The organism is Streptomyces toxytricini (assembly GCF_014649915.1).
In the GTDB taxonomy this organism is placed as follows: domain Bacteria; phylum Actinomycetota; class Actinomycetes; order Streptomycetales; family Streptomycetaceae; genus Streptomyces; species Streptomyces toxytricini.
This window is the reverse complement of the sequence record NZ_BMTY01000016.1, coordinates 144,125-164,640: the sequence shown is the minus strand read 5'-3', so window position 1 is coordinate 164,640 and position 20,516 is coordinate 144,125. Positions and strand designations below refer to the sequence as shown.

Below are 20,516 nucleotides of genomic sequence, written 5' to 3'. Positions count from 1 at the left end.
GTCAGCGGGCTCCGAGCGGGACCGAGACGTACGAGGGGTCCTGGCGCGGCGAGGTGAAGGTGAGCTGCGCCCCCGCGGGGTTGTACTCCGCGTACAGGGGGTCGACGGTGTCGATGACGAGGGCGAGGCGGTGGCCCGCCGGCACGTCGTACGCCGTGGAGAACAGGTCGAGGTCCACACCGAAGGGGCGGCCCGGCGTCTTGCCGTGGAAGGTGTGCGGGGCGTGGGTGACGAGCTTGCCGATCCCGAGGGGGCCCACGTCGTAGAGGTAGGCGACGAAGGTGCCGTCGGACCGGGTCGGGGTGACGGTGGTGTGCAGGCGGGCGGTGCCGCGCACGCGGCGCTCGGAGCCGAAGCGGTCCGACTGCCAGACCGCGGCGAAGGCGCGGGGGAGCAGCGGCACGGACGCCATCGGCGGGATCTTCGTGAACTGGTCGAGGGTGCTGGACAGGAGCACGATGCCGCCGTCGGCGCCGGTGTTGACGCCGGTGAAGAGGTGCTCGGTGTCGGACAGGGCGAGCTTCTCGGTGCCGGCGGAGCCGACCGACTTCCAGTCGGCGTACCCCTCGTACCCGCTGCTGCTGCGGGACTTGATCTGCACGGGCGGCTCGGTGTCGACGCCGTTGCGCTCGCCCCTGAGGTGGCGGTCGAACCAGCGGCGGGCATTGTCCCAGGTGTCGTTGGGCAGGCCGAACAGGCCGAGGCCCTCGGCGGTGGCATGGTCGCCGGGGCGGAACTCCAGCCGCTTGGGGCCGGTCAGCTTCTCGAAGAAGGAGGCGTACTGGTTGGGCGGGAAGATGGTGTCGCCCCAGGCGTTGCCGAGCATGACGGCGGTGCCGTTGGCGTTCAGCCGGTCGACGTGCTCGGCGGGCGACCGCTTGCGGCCCCAGTCGATCATCTCCTGCTCGCGCTCCAGGTTGGAGGCGAGGAAGTCGCCCAGGATGCGGTTCAGTTCGGGTCCGGGGCGGCCGGTGAGCCGCCCGGTCGCACCGAGCAGGGCGGCGGCCTGGACGTGCTGGGTGCGGCCGGAGTAGATGGACTCGACGAGGTCGGCCCAGCCGCTGAGCGCGACGACGGCCTTGATGCGGGGGTCGTGGGCGGAGGCGAGGAGGCTGATGCCCGCGCCGTAGGAGACACCGCCGACGCCGATCCGGGCGGGGTCGGCGGGGGTGTGGGCGAGCGCCCAGTCGATGACGGCGGAGACGTCGGCGGTGTCGGGCGGCCCCGCGACCTCGATCTGCCCGCCGGAGAGCCAGAACCCGCGCGAGGTGTAGCTGACGACGACGTAGCCGGAGTCGGCGAGCTTCTTCGCCTGCGCCAGGTACTCGACCTGCGGCATGGACCAGCTGCTCGGGAGGACGATCAGCGGGTGGCTGCTGCCGGGCCGGGCGCCGGCGGGGGTGAGGACGTTGCCCTTGAGGGTGATGCCGCCCGATCCGGGGATGTCGTGGAAGGTCAGGCCCGGTACGGCCGCCGCGGCCTCGGCGTACGAGACGGCGGGGTCGGAGGCGGCGGTGGGGGCGGAGCTGGTGGGGGCGGTGGACTGGACGGCCGCCCGGGCCTGATGGGGTGTCAGGCCCAGGGCGGCGACGGCCAGGGCGGCTGCCATGGCCGCCGCGGTGGGGGTGCGGACCACAGGGGGCTCCTCGCGTGCGCCGGTGTCGGAGTGACCGAACGGTAACCGGAGCCGCTTACCGGAGGTAACCCGCCAGTAAGTTACGCACTGGTAACGATTGTTGGGCGATGCACGCTTATGGGCGGCTGGGTGGCGTCTCAGCCGTTCTGCGCAGCCCCGGTGAGGGCGCTCTTGGCCTTCCACTCGTCCCACGACAGGTTCCACTGGCCGTACCCGTTGCCGATGTCCGCCTTGCCCTTGGAGCCGCCGCCCGTGACCTCGACCGGGTCGCCGACCTGGGCCGTGCCGAACAGCCACTTCGCGTCGGAGTCGCTCATGCCGACGCAGCCGGAACTGGCGTTCTCGCGGCCGAACTTGCCGGCGTTCCACGGCGCGGCGTGGATGTACATGCCGGACCAGGTCACGCGCATCGAGTAGTCGACCATCTTGTCGTAGGAGTCGCCCAGGCCCACCGTCTGGGAGTCCATCCGGATGGTGCCCTCCTTGGTCATCAGCACCATCTTCCCGGACCAGGAGGCCTTCTTGCCGCCGGGCGTGCCCGCCGAGACCGGGATGGACTTCACGGTCTGGCCGTCCTCGACCACGTCCATCTTCTTGGAGTCCAGGTCGACCTGGAGCCGGCGGTCCTTGCCGATCGTGAAGTTCGTGTCGTAGTCGCGGACGAAGTAGCCGCCGCCCGGGCCGGAGTCCACGCCGTTCAGGCTCATCTCGACCTTGACCTCGGTCCCGGACTTCCAGTAGTCCTTCGGCCGCCAGTCCACGCGGTCGTTGCCGGTGTAGTCCTTGAACCAGCCCCAGGAGCCCTCGGTGTTGTTCGAGGTGGTCACCTTCAGGCGCTTCTCCACCTCGGCCTTGTTCTTCACCGGGTTGTCGAACACCAGCGAGACCGGCTGGCCCACGCCCATCGTGGAGCCCTTGCCCGGCACGATCGTGACCTTGTTCACCTTGTCGGCGGCCGCCGTCTTGAACTGCGCCGTCGCACTCTGGCTGTCGGTGTTCTGCGCGTCGACCTTGTACTGCGTCCCCGGCGCCGCATTGCGCTCCGAGGTCCAGGTCCGGCCGTCATCGGCTATCTTGCCGGGCAGTTCGCCGCCCTTGCCGTCGGACACCTTCACCAGGGAGAGCTTGCCCTCGGCGAGCGTGACCGTCACCGGCTCCCCGGGCTTGGCCTGGTCGCCCGTGAGGTTCACGGAGATGGCCATCTCCGACTTCTTCTTCTGATCGCCCTTCGCGTCACCGCCCTCCTTCGCGTCGCCGCCGCCGCATGCGGTCAGAGCGGCGGCCATGAGTACGGCGGTGCCCGCCAGAACGGCGTGGCGGCGTCGGGCGAAGCGGCGTGTGCGGCTCAACGAAAGGCCCTCTCGGGTAGCGGCGTCAGGGATCGTCCGCAAAAGGAGATGCGGTCGGGGCGACTCTAGGTTGCGCAATCATCGGAAAACATCCGGCAACCGCTTGTGACGCGGACCGCAGCAGAACGGTCATGGAACGGTCACATTCGTTGCGCAGCGCGGTCATCGACGCCTGTGAGAGTCCTGTGCGCCCCACCACCCACACCCCCTCCCGGACGGGACGTACAGGAAGGCCACCGCCGTGTGCGCACTGCTCGCCACCCCCGCCCGGCGGCACCGGGAGCCGGACCGGACGGTGCGCTCCCTGTCCGTCGCCGAATACGCCTCCTTCCTTTCCCGGCACGGCCGGGCCAGCTTTCTCCAGTACCCCTCCTGGGCCGGCGTAAAGGACCTCTGGCGGTCGGAAAGGGTCGGATGGCACCGCACCGGCGGGGAAATCACCGGCGCCGGACTCGTCCTCTACCGCCAATTCCCCGGCACCCGCAAATACTTCGCCTACCTCCCCGAAGGGCCCGTCGCCGACTGGTCCGACCCCCGCATCGACGACTGGCTCCGCCCCCTCATGCGCCACCTGCGCGCCGCCGGCGCCTTCGCCGTCCGCATCGGCCCCTCGCCCGCGTACCGCCGCTGGGACGCCGCCGTCCTCAAGGCCGCCGCCGGGCCCGACCGCCGCCTCACCGACGTCCTCGCCACCGAGGTCGACCCCGTCGGCGCCGCCCTCGCCGACCGGCTGCGCACCCGCGGCTGGCAGCGGTGCGGCGGCGAGGACGACGGTGACGCCCAGCCCCGCCACGTCTTCCGCGTGCCGCTGGCCGGCCGCTCCCTGGACGACCTGTGGTCCGGCCTCAACCAGGAATGGCGCCGCAACGTCCGCAAGGCCGCCAAATGCGGTGTCGAAACCGTCCTGGGCACCGCCGCCGACCTGCCCGAGTTCCACCGGCTGCTGCGCATCACCGAGGAGCGCGACGGCTTCCGCCTCGGCCGCTCCCTCGCCTACTACCAGCAGCAGTACGCCGTCCTCAACGCCGAGGCCCCCGGCCGGATGCGGCTCTACCTCGCCGTCCACCAGGGCGAGGTGCTCGCCGCCCACACCATGGTGTCCACCGGGCGGCGCGTCTGGTACCAGACCGGCGCCTCCGCCGACCACCGCCGCGAGGTGCGGCCCAGCAACGCCCTGCAGTGGCGCATGATGCGCGACGCCCACGCCCTCGGCGCGGACGAGTACGACATGCGCGGGGTACCCTCCACACTCGACCCCGACGAACGTTCTTTCGGACTGCTGCGCTGGAAGCTCGGAACCGGCGGACAGGTCGTCGAAACGCTCGGAGAGTGGGAGACAGCGATGGACGGGTACGCGAACGCGGCCCTGCACAAGGCCTTCCAGGCCTACCTGGCCCGCCGGTGACCGCCGCCGCACCCGCAGCGGGCACCACCGAAGCACCCGACGGCGCCCCACCCGCCGCCGACCCGCCCCGCGGCTCCGTGCTGCGCAGCGGGGCCCTCATGGCCGCCGGCTCCGTCGTCTCCCGCGCCACCGGCTTCGTCCGCTCCGCCGTCGTCGTCGCCGCCCTCGGCACCGGGCTGCTCGGGGACGCGTACACCGTCGCCAACACCGTCCCGAACATCCTCTACATGCTGCTCATAGGCGGCGCCCTGAACGCCGTCTTCGTCCCCGAGCTCGTCCGGGCGGCCCGGCAGCACCCCGACGGCGGGGCCGCCTACACCGACCGGCTGCTGACCGCCTGCACGGCGGCCCTCCTGCTGCTGACCGCCGCCGCCGTGCTCGCCGCCCCCGCGCTCGTGGCGGCATACACCCCCTACACGGGCGCGCAGGCCGGCACCACCACCGCCCTCGCCCGCTACTGCCTCCCGCAGATCCTCTTCTACGGCCTCTTCACCCTCCTCGGGCAGGTGCTGAACGCCCGCGGCCGGTTCGGCGCCATGATGTGGACGCCCGTCCTCAACAACCTCGTCGTCACCGCCGTCTTCGGGTACTTCCTGTACGCCGCCCACGGCGGCGGCGACGGCCTCACCGCCGCCGAGACCCGCCTCCTCGGCCTCGGCACCACCGCCGGCATCGTCGTCCAGGCCGCCGCGCTCGCCCCCTCGCTGCGCGCCGCCGGCTTCCGCTGGCGCCCCCGCTTCGACTGGCGCGGCAAGGGCCTCGCCCGGCCGCTGCGCAACGCCGGCTGGACGGTCCTCCTCGTCCTCACCAACCAGATCGGGTACTGGGTCGTCACCCGGCTGTCCACCACCGCCGGCGGGCAGGCCGTGGAGGCGGGCCTCGCCGGAGGCGCCGGCTACACCGCCTACAGCAACGCCCACCAGCTGTGGATCGTCCCCCAGGGCATCATCACCGTCTCCCTCGTCACCGCCCTGATGCCCCGCATGAGCGCCTCCGCAGCCGACGGCGACCTCGCCGCCGTCCGCCGGGACGTCTCCTCCGCGCTGCGCTCCAGCGCCGCCCTCATCGTCCCGGCCGCCGCGCTGCTCGCCGCGCTCGCCCCCTGGGTCATCGGCAGCGTCTTCGGGTACGGCCGCACCGGCGCCGCCGACGTCGCGGTCATGGCCGGCATGCTCGCCGCCTTCGCCCCCGGCCTCGTCGCCCTCTCGGGCCAGTACGTCCTCACACGCGGCTTCTACGCCCTCTCCGACACCCGCACCCCCTTCCTGCTGAACCTCGTCATCGCCGGACTCAACGCCGGCCTGTCCGCCGCCGCCTTCCTGCTGCTGCCGCCGCGCTGGGCCGTCACCGGCATGGCCGCCGCCTACTCCGCCGCCCTCTGCGCCGGACTCGCCGCGACCGCCTGGACCCTCGCCCGGCGGCTCGGCCCGCGCCCCGGCCCGCCCGGCGGGCACACCGACACCGCCCTGCGCACCCACCTGCGGCTCCTCGCCGCGTCCCTGCCGGCGGCCGCCGCCGGCCACGCCGCCGCCCGGGCCGCCGCCCCGGCCGGGGACGTCGCGGCCGCCGCCGCGGGAACCGCCGTGACCGCCCTCGTCGTCGTCCTGCTCGCCCGGCCGCTGCGCCTGACCGCCCTCACCGACCTGCTGGACTCCCTGCGGCGCACACGCCGCTGACCCGGGAGCAGCCCGACCGCTTGGACACCGCCCGATGCCCCGCGTACTGCTGATCGAGGACGACCCCTCCGTCCGGGCCGGAGTCGGCCTCGGCCTGCGCCGCCGCGGCCACGAGGTGGCCGCCGCCGAGACCGGAGAGGCCGGCCTCGCCCTGATGGGCGGCTTCCACCCGGAACTCGTCCTGCTCGACCTGATGCTGCCCGGCATCAACGGCGTACAGGTCTGCCGCCGCATCCGCGAGACCAGCCAGGTCCCGATCATCATGCTCACTGCGCGCGGCGACGACTTCGACATCGTCGTCGGCCTGGAGGCAGGCGCCGACGACTACATCGTCAAGCCCGCCCGCACCGAGGTCATCGAGGCCCGCATCAAGGCCGTCCTGCGCCGCCTCGGCGCCCCCGCCGGCGGCCGGCCCCAGGTGGAGTTCCACGGCGACCTCGTCGTCGACCGGGCCGGGCTGACCGTTGCCCGGGGCGGCGAGCGCATCGCCCTGGCCCCCAGCGAACTCAAGCTGCTGCTGCACCTGTCGGCCTCGCCCGAGCAGGTCTTCTCCCGCCAGCAGCTCCTGGAGTACGTGTGGGAGCACAGCTACCACGCGGACGCCCGGCTCGTGGACGCCTGCGTGCGCCGCCTGCGCCACAAGATCGAGGACCCGGACGGCACGCCCCGCTACATCCAGACCGTGCGGGGCTTCGGCTACCGCTTCGGCCCCCTGTAGGCGGGCCCGGTGGCACGCACCGCACACCGCGACCGCACCCCGCGCGCCGGCCGCACCGGGCGCCCGGCGTGGTTCGCCCGGCGCCGCCGCGGCACCCCGCGCGAGCGGCGCATCGCCCCGCTCGGCCTGCGCACCCGCCTGATCGCGGCGTTCCTGCTGGTCGCGGCGGTCAGCGCGGTCTCCACCGCCGCCCTGACCTACCAGCAGGCCCGCAACGCCGTCCTCAAACAGAGCCAGGACACCGCCGTCAGCACCCTGCGCGACCTGATGGAGGCCCAGCCCGTCAGCCTGCCCATGGAGCAGGAGCAGCTCGACCGCCTCGTCTCCGAACTCGCCAAGCGCGGCAAACCGCACCCCTGGAACGTCTTCGCCGAGTACGGCCGGCTGCGCGCCTCCAGCAACGGCTCGCCCACCTCCACCGTCGTCACCGACCGGCTCCGCCGCCAGGTCACCGCCCACCCGCACGGGGCGTTCCAGCGCGTCACCGACGCCGACGGCGACCCCTACCTCGCCGTCGGGATGCCCGCGGTGTTCCGCGCGAACGGCGCCCGCCCGCCCACCGGACTCGTCGTCTTCGCCACCATGCCGCTCTCCGGCGAGCGGACCACCGTGCAGGCCATGGTCGAGGCCGCGCAGCGCGGCGCCGTTCCGGGCCTCGCCGCCGCCGTCATACCCGCCCTGCTCGCCGCGCGCAGCGTGCTGCGCCCCGTACGGGACATGCGGCGCGCCGCCCAGAAGATGGGCCGCGGCCGCCTCGACACCCGGATCGAGGTCCGCGGCGCCGACGAACTCGCCGGACTGGCCCGCACCTTCAACGACACCGCCCGCGCCCTGGAGGCGTCGGTGGCCGAGCTGCGGGACGCCGAGACCCGGGCCCGCCGCTTCGCCTCCGACGTCTCCCACGAGCTGCGCACCCCGCTCGCCGGGATGCTCGCCGTCACCGAGGTCCTCGACGAGGAGGCCGCAGGCCTCGACGCCGACACGGCCGCGGCCCTGCGGCTGATCAGCGCCGAGACCGGCAAGCTCGCCGTCCTCGTCGAGGACCTGATGGAGATCTCCCGCTTCGACGCGCGCGCCGCCGAGCTCAACCTGGACGAGGTCGACGTCGCCGAGGCCGTCCGCAAGACGCTGGAGCGCCGCCACTGGGACGACGCCCGGGTCGTCACCGACCTGCCCCGGGACGCCCGCGCCCGCCTCGACCCGCGCCGTTTCGACGTCGTCCTCGCCAACCTCGTCGGCAACGCCCTGCGGCACGGCGGCGCGCCCGTCCGCGTCACCGTGCGGACCCGACCGCAGCCCGGCGGGCCGCGGCTGGTCGTCGAGGTCGCCGACAGCGGGCCCGGCATCGCCCCGGAGGTGCTGCCGCACATCTTCGACCGCTTCTTCAAGGCCGACGCCGCCCGCACCCGCTCCGCCGGCAGCGGCCTGGGCCTCGCCATCACCCTGGAGAACGTACGGCTGCACGGCGGAACCCTGGAGGCCCGCAACGGACCCGCCGGGGGCGCCGTGTTCACCCTCGACATGCCCCTGGAGGCCGACGCATGAGCAGGATCCGCGACGCCGCCCGTGCGGCTTCCGCCGCGGCCGCGGCCGGGCTGCTGCTCGCCGGCTGCGGCATCAAGACGACGGGGGTCGTGGAGAGCGGCGCCCCCGCCGAAGTGGAGGTGCGGCCCGAGGAAGGCAGTGCGGATTCGCTGGTGTACTTCCTGACGCCCGACTCGCGCCTCGTCGCCACGCATTCCGGCTATTCCGCGCCGGGGGTCCAGGTCGCGCTGTTCCGGCTGCTCGTCGGACCGGGTGAGCGGGAGCGGGCCTCCGGGCTGCGGACCGCGCTGCCCCCGGTCGACCTCGCCCTCGCCGGGACGACCACCGTGGAGGGCCCCGCCGACGACGTCATCGAGGTCCGCCTGCCGATCGACGTGGCCAAACTTCCGGACCTCGCCCGCCGCCAGGTGGTGTGCACCGCGGTGGCCAACGCCGCCTCGCACGTCGAGGCGAGGCTGCGCGGCCCGGACACCGTGCTGGCCCCCGAGCCCTGCCGCACCGGTCCGCTCTGAGGTGCGCCGCGCCGCGCGGGCGAGGGCGCCCACGACGGGGAGCGGGCAGGCCGTGCGGGCCCTCTTGCGGCGCCGGGGCCGCCCCGCCACCGTGGGCCCATGCCTCCCGCATCCCCGGACCGGACCGGAGACCCCGCCCCCGCAGGCTCCGTCCCCGACGTGTTCGACCCGCGCCTGTACGCCGCGGGCATCCCGCACGAGCGCTACCGGCTGCTGCGCGACCACCACCCCGTCGCCTGGCAGGAGGAGCCCGAGGTTTCGGGCTGGCCGGCCGGCCCCGGCTTCTGGGCCGTCACCCGGCACGCCGACGTCGTCCGCGTCCTGCGCGACCACTCCGCGTACTCCTCCTGGGCCGGCGCCACCCAGATCCGCGACCCCGACCCCGCCGACCTGCCGTTCCTGCGCAGCACCATGCTCAACCAGGACCCGCCCGCCCACGGCAGGCTGCGCCGCACCGTCTCCCGCGCCTTCACGCCCGCCCGGGTCGACGCGTTCGCGGACCGCGTCCGCGACCGGGCCCGTACCCTCCTCGCCGCCGCCCGCGCGAAGGCCGCGGACGGCGCCTGCGACGTGGTGCCCGCCGTCACCGACGAGTACGCGCTGCTCAACCTGACCGACCTGCTCGGCATCCCGGCCGCCGACCGCGGCCTGCTCCTCGACTGGACCGTGCGCGTCATCGGCTACCAGGATCCGGAGGACGCCCCTGAGCCGCTGCGCGGGCCGGACGGCACCCCGCTCAACCCGCGCTCCCCGGCCCTGCTCGGCGAGATGTTCGCGTACGCCCGGGAACTCGCCGAGCACAAGCGGCGCCGGCCCGGCGACGACGTCATGACCTCCCTCGCGGAGGCCGGGCTGGAACCGGCCGAGCTGGAGATGTTCTTCTTCCTGCTGACCGTCGCCGGCAACGACACCGTCCGCTCGGCCGCCCCCGGCGCGCTGCTCGCCCTCGCCGGCGCCCCGGACGCCTACCGGAGGCTGGCCTCCGGGGAGGTGCCCGCGGACCGCGCCGTCGAGGAGCTGCTGCGCGTGCATCCGCCGGTGCTCAGCTTCCGCCGTACGGCCGCGACCGACACCGAGCTGGCCGGCCGGACGATCCGCGCGGGCGACAAGGTCGTCGTATTCCACGCCTCCGCCAACCACGACGAGAGGGTCTTCTCCGACCCCGGGCGCCTCGTCCTGGACCGGGCCCCCAATCCGCACGTCTCCTTCGGCGACGGCCCGCACGTCTGTCTCGGAGCCCACTTCGCCCGGCTCCAGCTGCGGGTGCTGCTGGAGGAGTGGCGGGCCGCCATGCCGGCCCCCGAACTCGCCGGTCCACCGCGCCGCCTGGTGTCGAACTTCATCAACGGGATGACGCGGCTGCCGCTGCGGGTGTCCGGGCCGCAGCGGTGACGTCCTCCAGCAGCTCGACCACGTCGGGCCCGTAGGCCGCCGAGTTCACCACCTTCAGCATCAGGCAGAACGGGTTGCCGCGGTGGCGGCGGGCCAGCTCTTGGTGGTGGCGGGCGAGGTAGCGGGCGCCGGCCTGGTTGCTGACCGCCGTCTGACCGGATATCAGGAACACCGGCCGGGTGCCCGGACCGCTCGTCAGCCGGGCCAGGACGACGTGGTCGGCCCGGCCCTTGGACCACCGGTACGTCTGCCCGCCCACCCGGATCGCCCCCCGGTCCGGGCCCTGCTCCGTCGACACGTCGACGGAGATCCCCGGCAGCATCGACTCCAGGTGGGCGGCGGTACGGGCGTTCGAGGCGGGCCCGCCGACGCAGAACTCGGCCCGCTCGCCGAACCCCTGGCGGACCGTGTCGTGCGCGACGATCTGCACGTTCGCCCCGCAGTCCTTGATCAGGGAGGATATCTCCAGCAGCGCGAACGCGTCGTTGCGGTGCACCGACCCCTCCGTGCCGCCCATCTGCCGGTTCACCACGAACAGGCAGTCCGAGCCCGTCGGCAGCCCGAAGAACGCCTGCTTGCGGCGCAGCGCCCGCCGCCACACGTACGTACGGGTCACCCACCCGAAGCCGCCGCTGATCGCGGTCGCCGCCAGCCCGAGCACGATGTTCCGCAGGTCTTCGTCCATGCGCCGGATGCTAATGCCGCGGCCGCGGAGAATCACCGGGTGGAGGCAGCCGAAGTGCCGCCACCGCCGGGCCTTCCTGACGCGGGGGCGGCCGTGAAGTTACAGTGCCGACCGCAGCCCTGTCCCAGGGGGCCCGACAGGCCGTCGCCGACCGGAGGTACGCCATGCGCCGCCCCGCCCCACGTCTGTTAGCGCTCGCCGCCGCCCTCGCCGGGACCCTGGTGTCCACCGGCGCCGCGGCCCCGCCCTCCCCCGCCGGGGAGGAAACCCCCGCCAAGACGCCGGTGGCGGTCGGCTGGGGCGGCGTCGTCGCCAGCGTCGACCCCGACGCCACCGCCGCCGGCATCGGCGTGCTCCGCTCCGGCGGCAACGCCGTCGACGCCGCCGTCGCGACCGCTGCCGCTCTCGGCGTCACCGAGCCGTACTCCGCCGGCATCGGCGGCGGGGGGTACTTCGTCCACTACGACGCCCGCACCCGCCGCGTGCACACCATCGACGGCCGGGAGACCGCGCCGGCCTCGGCGACCGCCGGACTCTTCCAGGAGAACGGCCTCCCCATCCCGTTCGCGGAGGGCCAGACCAGTGGCCTCGGCGTCGGCGTCCCCGGCACCCCCGCCACCTGGAAGAGCGCCCTCGACGCATGGGGCACCCGCCCGCTGAAGCAGCTGCTGAAACCGGCGGAGAGACTCGCGCGCAGCGGCTTCACCGTGGACGCGACCTTCCGCGCCCAGACCGAGGCCAACGAGGCCCGCTTCAGGGACTTTCCCGACACCAGGGCGCTGTTCCTGCCCGGTGGCGCCCTCCCCGTCGTCGGCTCCACCTTCAAGAACCCGGACCTCGCGGACACGTACGCGGAGATCGCCCGCAAGGGCACCGGCGCCATGTACCGGGGTCCGATCGCCGACGACATCGTCGACACCGTCCGCCGTCCGCCCGTCGACCCGGCCGCCACCCGCAACGTCCGCCCCGGCGACCTGACCGCCGCGGACCTGCGCGCGTACACCACCAAGCGGCAGGATCCGACGCGCATCTCCTACCGCGGCCTCGACGTGTACAGCATGGCGCCGTCGTCCTCCGGCGGCACCACCGTCGGCGAGGCGCTGAACATCCTGGAGCGCACCGACCTGGGCCGGCTGTCGCAGGCCCAGTACCTGCACCGCTTCATCGAGGCCTCCCGGATCTCCTTCGCCGACCGGGGCCGCTGGGTCGGCGACCCGGCCTTCGAGCGGGTCCCGACGCGGGAGCTGCTCTCGCAGCGGTTCGCGGACGCGCGCGGCTGCCTGATCAGGCCCGACCGGGCGCTGACCAGCCCGCTCGCGCCGGGCGACCCGCGCGATCCGCAGCCGTGCGCCGCGGCAGGGAAGGCCGTACCGACCACGTACGAGGGGGAGAACACCACGCACCTGACGGTCGCCGACCGGTGGGGCAACGTCGTCTCGTACACGCTGACCATCGAGTCCACCGGAGGCAGCGGGATCACCGTCCCCGGGCGGGGCTTCCTGCTGAACAACGAGCTGACGGACTTCTCCTTCGCCCCGGCCGTCCCCGGGGTGCCGGACCCGAACCTGCCGGGGCCCGGCAAGCGGCCGCGGTCGTCGATGTCGCCGACCATCGTGCTCGAGCACGGGCGGCCGGTCCTCGCGGTGGGCTCCCCGGGCGGGGCCACCATCATCACCACCGTGCTGCAGACCCTGACCGGGCACCTGGACCGCGGGCTGCCGCTGGTCGACGCCATCGCCGCGCCGCGCGCCAGCCAGCGCAACCAGGCCACCACCGAACTGGAGCCGGGCCTGTGGGACGGCCCGCTGCGCGCCGAACTGGAGGCACTGGGGCACGCCTTCCGGCCGAACCCGGAGATCGGCGCCGCGACCGGCGTGCAGCGGCTCCCGGACGGGCGCTGGCTGGCGGCCGCGGAGCGCACCCGGCGCGGCGGGGGCTCGGCGATGGCGGTCCACCCGCACGGGAAGCCGTGACGCCGGCCCGGATCCGTGCGGTGCCGGCGGTCACGGTGCCGTGAGGATCCGGGGGCCGGCGGCGGTGACGGCGACCGTGTGCTCCGCGTGGGCGGCGCGGCTGCCGTCGGCGGTGCGCAGGGTCCAGCCGTCCCCGTCGCAGGTGTAGTCGTCCGTCCCGCCCGCGATCAGCATCGGCTCGATCGCCAGGACCATGCCGGGGCGCAGCACCACGCCGCGCCCCGGCCGCCCCTCGTTGGGCACGCCCGGGTCCTCGTGCATGCCGCGGCCCACACCGTGCCCGCCGAAGCCGTCGGGAATGCCGTATCCGGCGGAGCGGCAGACCGTGCCGACGGCGTGGGCGATGTCCCCGATCCGGTTGCCGGGGACGGCCGCGGCGATGCCGGCGGCGAGGGCGGCCTCCGCCGTCTCGACGAGCCGCAGGTCGGCGGGGCGGGGGCGGCCGACCGCGAAGGTGACGGCGGCGTCCCCGACCCAGCCGCGCAGGCGGGCGCCGAAGTCGACGCTGACGAGGTCGCCGTCGGCGAGGGGGCGGTCGTCCGGGATGCCGTGCACGATCGCGTCGTTGACCGAGACGCAGGCCGTCGCGGGGAAGGGCACCGGGGCGAACCGCGGCCGGTAGCCGAGGAACGGCGAGGACGCCCCCGCCTCCGCGAGCACCCCGCGCGCCACCCGGTCCAGGGACCGGGGCGTGACCCCGACGCGCGCGGTCGCCCGCACCGCGGCGAGGGCGCGGCCCACGACACGGCCCGCGGCGCGCATCTCGTCGATCTGCTTGTCCGTCTTCAACTGCACCATGCCAATAACTATACCGGTATAACTTTACCGGGATTGTTGTTGGGGGCCGGCGGTACGATGGGGCCATGGTCCGAACCCCCCTCACCCCCGAAGAGCGCGAGCGCGGCGAACGCCTCGGCGGCCTGCTCCGCGAGGCCCGCGGCGGGCGCAGCATGGTCGAGGTCGCGGCAGCCGCCGGGCTGTCCGCCGAGACCCTCCGCAAGATCGAGACCGGGCGGGCGCCGACCCCGGCCTTCTTCACCGTCGCCGCGCTGGCGCAGGCGCTCGGCCTCTCCCTGGACGACGTCGTCCGCCGCTGCGCCCTCGTCCCGGCCTGACGGGCGGGGGAGGGGCGGCGGGCCGAACGGACCAATCCGGGGTGGGAGCAGCGGGGCACGGGGCAAGCCTGAGGGCGTGCCAGAGAGCAACGCGCCCCAGCGCCTCGGAATCGGACTCCTCGGCGCCGTCCTCGCCGCCGGCCTGCTCGTCGCCGCCTGCGCGGCCCCCGAAGAGGCCCCGCGTCGTACGGGCCCGGCGGGCGGCGCCGCGACCCGCGGCCCCGCACCCTCACCACCGGACGGCCCCGGGCGGCCGGGGGTGCCGTAGCCTCGCGGGATGACCCTCGAAGAGCTCGGCCGCGGCAAATACGTCAGCCTGACCACGTACCGGAAGAACGGCACGGCCGTCGCCACGCCCGTGTGGGCGGTCGCGGACGGCGGCGAGCTGTTCGTCTGGACGCGCAGCGACTCCTGGAAGGTCAAGCGGATCCGGAACGACGGCCGGGTCTCCCTCGCCCCGTGCGACGTCCGCGGGAACGTCGAGCCGGGGGCCGGAGTCCTGGAGGGCACGGCGCGGATCCTCGACGCGGACGGGCTGAAGCGGGTGCGGCGGCTGATGTCGCGGAAGTACACGTGGCAGTTCTGGGCGGTGGACCTGCCCGCCGCGGCCGCCCGCCTCGGCAAGCGCCCGCACGTGGGCATCGCCATCCGCGTGTGAGGCGCCCGTAGCCCGCCCGTAACACGGGTGGTGTCCAATGCCGGGATGGAGACCGCGACCTCGCCGGCGACCGCACGACTCTCCGGCTACTTACAGGGCTTGACGCAGCGCCTGGACCCGGGAGCAGGCTGGTACGGGGAGTTCCTGCGCCGGGACCCCGAGGGGCTGCGGGCCTGCCTGGAGGGCGCGGCGCTGGCGCCGTGGGACGTGGTCGAGTCGCTGCTCGCCGACCTGGAAGCGGCCCGCGGCGCCGAGGCCGCGGCCCGCGAGGTCCGGTACGCGGCCCGGCTGCGCGCCGAGGCGGCCGCGGAGCTGGACCGCCTGCCGGGAGGCGCGGAGGAACTCCGCGCCCAGCTCGCGGCCGCCGCCGCCCAGCGCACCGCCTGCGAAGCCGCCCTGCACGCGCTGACGACCCGCCTCGCGGGGGCGGCCGACCGCACGGAGGCGGCGGCCCTGGCATCCGAACGGGCCTGGCTCCGCGACGACACGGCCCGCGCGACATCCCGCCACAGGGACCTCACCACCCGCCTGACCACCCTCACGGCGCGTGCGCCCCTCACGGCCATCCCCGCCCAGCCCGGGCCGCCCACCTCCGCAGCCGGATGCGGCCCGTGGGATGGCACGGCCGAGCAGGGCCGCCCCCCGCATGGTGACGCGCCGCCGATGGGAGCCCCGGTGCACCCGGCCGGTGCCGGACTGCCGCAGGCGCGGCTGCCGAGGCGGGACCTGCGGACGGCGGGAGGGGCGCCGTCCGCGGGCGGGGGCGACGCCGATCGTTCCGCGCGGGACGGCATGGGCGGTGGTGTGCCGTTCGCCGGCCCTCCGAAGCCGGTGGGCGGTGCGGGTCCCGAGGAACTGCCGGACACGGGGCTGCCGGTGCGGGACGTCGCAGACGCCGGCGGCGGGTCGCCTGCCGGTGCCCCGGGGCCGGAGGAAGGCTCCGTTCCCGCCGGCGCGCCGCAGGCGCGGCTCCCGCGGGGGGAGGTGCGTCATGGGGGCGGCGCACTTCATGCGGGGGCGGCTGACGCGGACCACTCCGCGGATGGCCGCTCCGATTGCGGTGTCCCGACGGGTGGCGGTCCGGAGCCGGAGGGTGCCGGCTCCGCCGGCGCGCAGAAGCGGTCGCCGCGCCGGCGGGTGCGGAAGGCGGGTGGGGCGCGGTATGCGGGTGCGGCCCCCGCGGAGGATGCGGCGGCGACCGGCACCCCGTACGCCGGGCCACCGGCACCGGCACCGGCACCGGCGCCGCGGGGCGCGCGGTTCGCGGGGGCGGCGGGAGCGGCCGCCCCCGCGGGCAGGACCGCCGCCCCTGCCGCCCACGGGGACGCGGCCCCGGCTACCGCTGCCGACGCGCCTGCTGTGGGACCGGCCGCAGTCACCGCTCCAGCGGGCGCCGCTCCCGCGGGCGCCGCCACCGCCGACGGCCCGGCTCCCGACGGCCGGGCCGCGGGCACGGGGGCCGCCGACCGCCGGGCCGCCCGCCCTGGCGTCGCCGACCCCGGTGCCGCCCACGGCGGGGCCGCCGACGCCGGTGCCGCGGGCGCCGGGGCGGCCCACGGCTGGGCCTCCGACCCCGGTGACGCCGTCGGCGAGGGCGCGGCCGGGCGGGACGACGACATCGGCCGGTTCGTGCGGGAGCTGGCTCGGCTGCGGATGTCCGGGCGGGGCGGTGAGGCGTACGCCCTGCTCTGTGCGGCGGCCGGCTGGCCGCCCGGGCGGCTGGCTGCGCTCGCCGACGGGCTGGGCCGCGCCGGGCTCGGTGCCGACTGGGCGACGCTGCTGTGGGAGGCGGCCTCGCTCCCGCCCGACCGGCTCGCGGCGGTCGCGGCGGCGCTCGGGGCGGCCGGGCGGCACGCCGACTGCGCGGCGCTGCTGCGGCAGGGCGTTGCCCGCCCCGCCGCCGACATCGCCGAGGCCGCCGCCGCGCTCCTCGACGCCGGCCGGGAGCGTGAGGCGGACGCCGTCCTTGGGGCGTTCGTACGGGCCCGGAGCGCGGAGGACGCCGCCCGCGTCGCCCGCAGCGACCCCGGCCGGCTCGTCCCCCGCCTGCTGCGCGCCGCCGAGGCCGTCTCCGCAGGACACCGCCGCGACCTCGCCCACGCCCTGCGCGTCGCGAAACTCCCCGACTCCTGAACCGACCGCCTATTGAGCGAGTTTGACCGAACTCTGCTCGATTGCGACCGACTGCTCCAACCGTGCAAGGCGGTCTTGCCCCGCAGTGTGACGGGGCCTACGTTCTACTCCCTACGCACACCGTCTACGTGCGTAGAAGTCGGCGTTCCCGTCGCGAGGAGCAGCTCATGGCCCAAGTCGTCCGCGCCGCACTCGTCCAGGCCACCTGGACCGGAGACACCGAGTCGATGATCGCCAAACACGAGGCGCACGCCCGCGCGGCCGCAGCCCAGGGCGCGCGGATCATCGGGTTCCAGGAGGTCTTCAACGCCCCCTACTTCTGCCAGGTGCAGGAGCCCGAGCACTACCGCTGGGCCGAGCCCGTCCCCGACGGCCCGACCGTCCGCCGCATGCAGGACCTCGCCCGCGAGACCGGCATGGTCATCGTCGTCCCCGTCTTCGAGATCGAGGACTCCGGCTTCTACTACAACACCGCCGCCGTCATCGACGCCGACGGCAGCTACCTCGGCAAGTACCGCAAGCACCACATCCCGCAGGTCAAGGGCTTCTGGGAGAAGTACTACTTCCGCCCCGGCAACCTCGGCTGGCCGGTCTTCGACACCGCCGTCGGCAAGGTCGGCGTCTACATCTGCTACGACCGGCACTTCCCGGAGGGCTGGCGCGCCCTCGGCCTCGCCGGCGCCCAGCTCGTCTACAACCCCTCCGCCACCCACCGCGGCCTGTCCGCGCACCTGTGGCAGCTGGAGCAGCCCGCCTCCGCCGTCGCGAACGAGTACTTCATCGCCGCGATCAACCGCGTCGGCCGCGAGGAGTACGGCGACAACGACTTCTACGGCACCAGCTACTTCGTCGACCCCCGCGGGCAGTTCGTCGGGGACGTCGCCAGCGACAAGGAGGAGGAACTCCTCGTCCGCGACCTGGACTTCGACCTCATCCACCAGGTCCGCACCCAGTGGGCCTTCTACCGCGACCGCCGCCCCGACGCCTACGAAGGACTCGTCCAGCCGTGACCGACCCGACCCCCCTGCTCAGCCGCCACCGCTCCGTCATGCCCGACTGGCTGGCGCTGTACTACGAGAGCCCCCTGGAGCTCACGCACGGCGAGGGCCGCCACGTGTGGGACGCCGACGGCAACCGCTACCTCGACTTCTTCGGCGGCATCCTCACCACGATGACCGCGCACGCACTGCCCGAGGTCACCAAGGCCGTCTCCGAACAGGCCGGCCGCCTCATCCACTCCTCCACCTTGTACCTCAACCGCCCCATGGTGGAGCTCGCCGAGCGCATCGCCGCGCTCTCCGGCATCCCCGACGCCCGGGTCTTCTTCACCACCTCCGGCACCGAGGCCAACGACGCCGCCCTGCTGCTCGCGACCGCGTACCGCCGCTCCAACCAGATCCTGGCGATGCGCAACAGCTACCACGGCCGGTCCTTCAGCACCGTCTCCGTCACCGGCAACCGAGGCTGGTCCCCGACGAGCCTGTCGCCGCTGCAGACGTACTACGTCCACGGCGCGGTCCGCTCCCGAGGCCCCTTCGCCGCACTGTCGGACACGGAGTTCACCGCGGCGGCCGTCGCCGACCTGGAGGACGTCCTCGGCCAGGCCCGCGGCTCCGTCGCGGCGCTGATCGCCGAGCCGATCCAGGGCGTCGGCGGGTTCACCTCCCCGCCCGACGGCCTGTACGCCGCCTTCCGGGAGGTCCTCGACCGGCACGGCATCCTGTGGATCAGCGACGAGGTGCAGACCGGCTGGGGCCGTACCGGCGACCACTTCTGGGGCTGGCAGGCCCACGACCGCAGCGGCCCCCCCGACATGCTCACCTTCGCCAAGGGCATCGGCAACGGCATGTCCATCGGCGGCGTCGTCGCCCGCGCCGAGGTCATGAACTGCCTCGACACCAACTCCATCTCCACGTTCGGCGGCTCCCCGGTCACCATGGCCGCCGGCCTCGCCAACCTCGGCTACCTGCTGGAACACGACCTCCAGGGCAACGCCCGCCGCGTCGGCGGCATGCTCCTCGAACGGCTCCGCGCCGCCGCGGCCGCCGTGCCCGCCGTCCGCGAGGTCCGCGGCCGCGGCCTGATGGCCGCCGTGGAGCTGACCCGCCCCGGCACCGACCAGGCCGACCCGGACGCCGCGTCGGCCGTACTGGAAGCCGCCCGCCGCGGCGGCCTGCTCCTCGGCAAGGGCGGCGGGCACAACACCAGCGTGCTGCGCATCGCGCCCCCGCTGTCCCTCACCGTGGCCGAGGCGGAAGAGGGCGCCGACACCATCGAACAGGCCCTGCGCAGCATCGTGTAGCCGGGAGGCGCCGCATGTCCCACCGCACCCTGATCCGCGGCGGCCTCGTCGTCACCGCCGCCGACGAACTCCACGCCGACGTCCTGGTCGAGGACGGCAAGGTCGCCGCCCTCGCCGCCCACGGCTCGGCGGCCGCCCAAGCCTGGACGGCCGACCGCGTCCTCGACGCGACCGGGAAGTACGTCATCCCGGGCGGCGTCGACGCGCACACCCACATGGAGCTGCCCTTCGGCGGGACGTCCGCCTCCGACACCTTCGAGACGGGCACCCGGGCCGCCGCCTGGGGCGGCACCACCACCATCGTCGACTTCGCCGTCCAGAGCGTCGGCCGCGGGCTGCGGGAGGGACTCGACGCCTGGTACGCGAAGGCGGACGGCAACTGCGCCGTCGACTACGCCTTCCACATGATCCTCTCGGACGTCAACGAGGCCACCCTGAAGGAGATGGACCTCCTCGTCGGCGAGGGCATCACCTCCTTCAAGCTGTTCATGGCCTACCCGGGTGTCTTCTACAGCGACGACGGGCAGATCCTGCGCGCCATGCAGCGGGCCTCCGGCAACGGCGGGCTGATCATGATGCACGCCGAGAACGGCATCGCGATCGACGTCCTCGTCGAGCAGGCCCTGGCCCGCGGCGAGACCGACCCCCGCCACCACGGCGAGGTCCGCAAGGTGCTGCTGGAGGCCGAGGCCACCCACCGGGCGATCCAGCTGGCCCGGGTCGCCGGCTCACCGCTGTACGTGGTGCACGTCTCGGCGGAGGAGGCGGTGGCGGAGCTGGCGGCGGCCCGCGACAAGGGGCTGCCGGTCTTCGGGGAGACCTGTCCGCAGTACCTCTTCCTCTCCACCGACAACCTCGCCGAGCCGGACTTCCAGGGCGCCAAGTACGTGTGCAGCACGCCCCTGCGGCCGAAGGAGCACCAGGCGGCGCTGTGGCGGGGCCTGCGGACCAACGACCTCCAGGTCGTCTCCACCGACCACTGCCCGTTCTGCTTCCGAGGCCAGAAGGAGCTGGGCCGGGGCGACTTCTCGAAGATCCCGAACGGCCTGCCGGGCGTCGAGAACCGCATGGACCTCCTCCACCAGGCGGTCGTGGACGGGCACATCTCGCGCCGCCGCTGGATCGAGATCGCCTGCGCGACACCGGCCCGCATGTTCGGCCTCTACCCCCAGAAGGGCACCATCGCGCCGGGCTCGGACGCCGACATCGTCCTGTACGACCCGCACGCCGAACAGGTCCTCTCCGCCGAGACCCACCACATGAACGTGGACTACTCGGCGTACGAGGGCAGGCGGGTCACCGGGCGCGTCGAGACGGTCCTCTCCCGGGGCGAACTCGTCATCGACCGCCGCCAGTACACCGGCCGGGCCGGCCACGGGGCGTTCATCCACCGCTCCACCTGCCAGTACCTGTAAGG

The 20,516-nt window shown here is 74.5% G+C and carries 18 protein-coding genes; 14 read left to right on the top strand and 4 right to left on the bottom strand.

What is annotated here, in order from left to right; translation table 11 throughout:
- Position 1: 1 nt before the first annotated feature.
- Together IE170_RS21280 and IE170_RS21275 are read right to left on the bottom strand one after the other, a co-directional pair.
- Positions 2 to 1,609, bottom strand: coding sequence for a CocE/NonD family hydrolase (locus IE170_RS21280; protein WP_189811056.1), 1,608 nt, complete (start codon positions 1,607 to 1,609; stop codon positions 2 to 4).
- A gap of 164 nt (positions 1,610 to 1,773) precedes the next feature.
- Positions 1,774 to 2,985, bottom strand: coding sequence for a L,D-transpeptidase (locus IE170_RS21275; protein ID WP_373299029.1), 1,212 nt, complete (start codon positions 2,983 to 2,985; stop codon positions 1,774 to 1,776).
- 241 nt (positions 2,986 to 3,226) lie between these two features.
- Between IE170_RS21275 and IE170_RS21270 the strand changes: the two genes are divergently transcribed.
- The 6 genes from IE170_RS21270 (at position 3,227) to IE170_RS21245 (ending at position 10,233) form a co-directional block, all read left to right on the top strand.
- Complete coding sequence (locus tag IE170_RS21270; RefSeq protein WP_189811021.1) at positions 3,227 to 4,390, top strand: lipid II:glycine glycyltransferase FemX; 1,164 nt, start codon at positions 3,227 to 3,229, stop codon at positions 4,388 to 4,390.
- A complete protein-coding gene (murJ, locus tag IE170_RS21265) occupies positions 4,387 to 6,066 on the top strand; it encodes a murein biosynthesis integral membrane protein MurJ (RefSeq protein ID WP_189811020.1) in 1,680 nt (559 codons plus the stop codon). Before IE170_RS21270 ends, murJ begins: the two co-directional genes overlap by 4 nt.
- A 34-nt stretch (positions 6,067 to 6,100) precedes the next feature.
- Positions 6,101 to 6,784, top strand: coding sequence for a response regulator (locus IE170_RS21260; RefSeq protein WP_189811019.1), 684 nt, complete (start codon positions 6,101 to 6,103; stop codon positions 6,782 to 6,784).
- A 9-nt stretch (positions 6,785 to 6,793) separates the two neighbouring features.
- Complete coding sequence (locus IE170_RS21255; RefSeq protein ID WP_189811018.1) at positions 6,794 to 8,329, top strand: ATP-binding protein; 1,536 nt, start codon at positions 6,794 to 6,796, stop codon at positions 8,327 to 8,329.
- The gene (locus IE170_RS21250; RefSeq protein WP_189811017.1) at positions 8,326 to 8,841 is read left to right on the top strand and encodes a hypothetical protein; all 516 of its coding nucleotides are present in this window, start codon (positions 8,326 to 8,328) and stop codon (positions 8,839 to 8,841) included. Before IE170_RS21255 ends, IE170_RS21250 begins: the two co-directional genes overlap by 4 nt.
- A 99-nt stretch (positions 8,842 to 8,940) precedes the next feature.
- Positions 8,941 to 10,233: a cytochrome P450 gene (locus tag IE170_RS21245; protein ID WP_189811016.1), complete on the top strand. Its 1,293-nt coding sequence runs from the start codon at positions 8,941 to 8,943 to the stop codon at positions 10,231 to 10,233.
- Here the strand turns inward: IE170_RS21245 and IE170_RS21240 are convergent.
- Positions 10,184 to 10,918: a hypothetical protein gene (locus IE170_RS21240; protein ID WP_189811015.1), complete on the bottom strand. Its 735-nt coding sequence runs from the start codon at positions 10,916 to 10,918 to the stop codon at positions 10,184 to 10,186. The genes IE170_RS21245 and IE170_RS21240 overlap by 50 nt on opposite strands.
- A gap of 164 nt (positions 10,919 to 11,082) precedes the next feature.
- Here IE170_RS21240 and ggt point away from each other — a divergent pair, with 164 nt between their 5' ends.
- Positions 11,083 to 12,891, top strand: coding sequence for a gamma-glutamyltransferase (gene ggt, locus IE170_RS21235; RefSeq protein WP_189811054.1), 1,809 nt, complete (start codon positions 11,083 to 11,085; stop codon positions 12,889 to 12,891).
- 30 nt (positions 12,892 to 12,921) lie between these two features.
- Here the strand turns inward: ggt and map are convergent, their stop codons facing one another.
- Positions 12,922 to 13,689, bottom strand: a complete 768-nt coding sequence (gene map, locus IE170_RS21230) for a type I methionyl aminopeptidase (protein ID WP_189811014.1) — start codon at positions 13,687 to 13,689, stop codon at positions 12,922 to 12,924.
- A gap of 65 nt (positions 13,690 to 13,754) precedes the next feature.
- On the opposite strand from map, the gene IE170_RS21225 reads away from it, so the two are divergent.
- The 7 genes from IE170_RS21225 to hydA all read left to right on the top strand — a co-directional run bounded on the left by IE170_RS21225 (position 13,755) and on the right by hydA (position 20,514).
- Positions 13,755 to 14,006: a helix-turn-helix domain-containing protein gene (locus IE170_RS21225; RefSeq protein WP_114054902.1), complete on the top strand. Its 252-nt coding sequence runs from the start codon at positions 13,755 to 13,757 to the stop codon at positions 14,004 to 14,006.
- Positions 14,007 to 14,082: 76 nt separating this feature from the next.
- Complete coding sequence (locus IE170_RS21220) at positions 14,083 to 14,274, top strand: hypothetical protein (RefSeq protein WP_189811013.1); 192 nt, start codon at positions 14,083 to 14,085, stop codon at positions 14,272 to 14,274.
- 9 nt (positions 14,275 to 14,283) lie between these two features.
- Entirely contained in the window at positions 14,284 to 14,664 is a 381-nt protein-coding gene (locus IE170_RS21215; protein ID WP_189811012.1) for a PPOX class F420-dependent oxidoreductase, read from the top strand.
- 99 nt (positions 14,665 to 14,763) lie between these two features.
- A complete protein-coding gene (locus IE170_RS21210; protein WP_189811011.1) occupies positions 14,764 to 16,797 on the top strand; it encodes a hypothetical protein in 2,034 nt (677 codons plus the stop codon).
- 167 nt (positions 16,798 to 16,964) lie between these two features.
- Positions 16,965 to 17,807 carry a nitrilase-related carbon-nitrogen hydrolase gene (locus IE170_RS21205; protein ID WP_189811010.1) on the top strand — a complete coding sequence of 281 codons (843 nt, stop codon included), beginning with the start codon at positions 16,965 to 16,967 and terminating at the stop codon, positions 17,805 to 17,807.
- A 38-nt stretch (positions 17,808 to 17,845) separates the two neighbouring features.
- Positions 17,846 to 19,099, top strand: coding sequence for an aspartate aminotransferase family protein (locus tag IE170_RS21200; RefSeq protein ID WP_189811053.1), 1,254 nt, complete (start codon positions 17,846 to 17,848; stop codon positions 19,097 to 19,099).
- 14 nt (positions 19,100 to 19,113) lie between these two features.
- Positions 19,114 to 20,514: a dihydropyrimidinase gene (gene hydA / locus IE170_RS21195; RefSeq protein WP_189811009.1), complete on the top strand. Its 1,401-nt coding sequence runs from the start codon at positions 19,114 to 19,116 to the stop codon at positions 20,512 to 20,514.
- Positions 20,515 to 20,516: the final 2 nt, after the last annotated feature.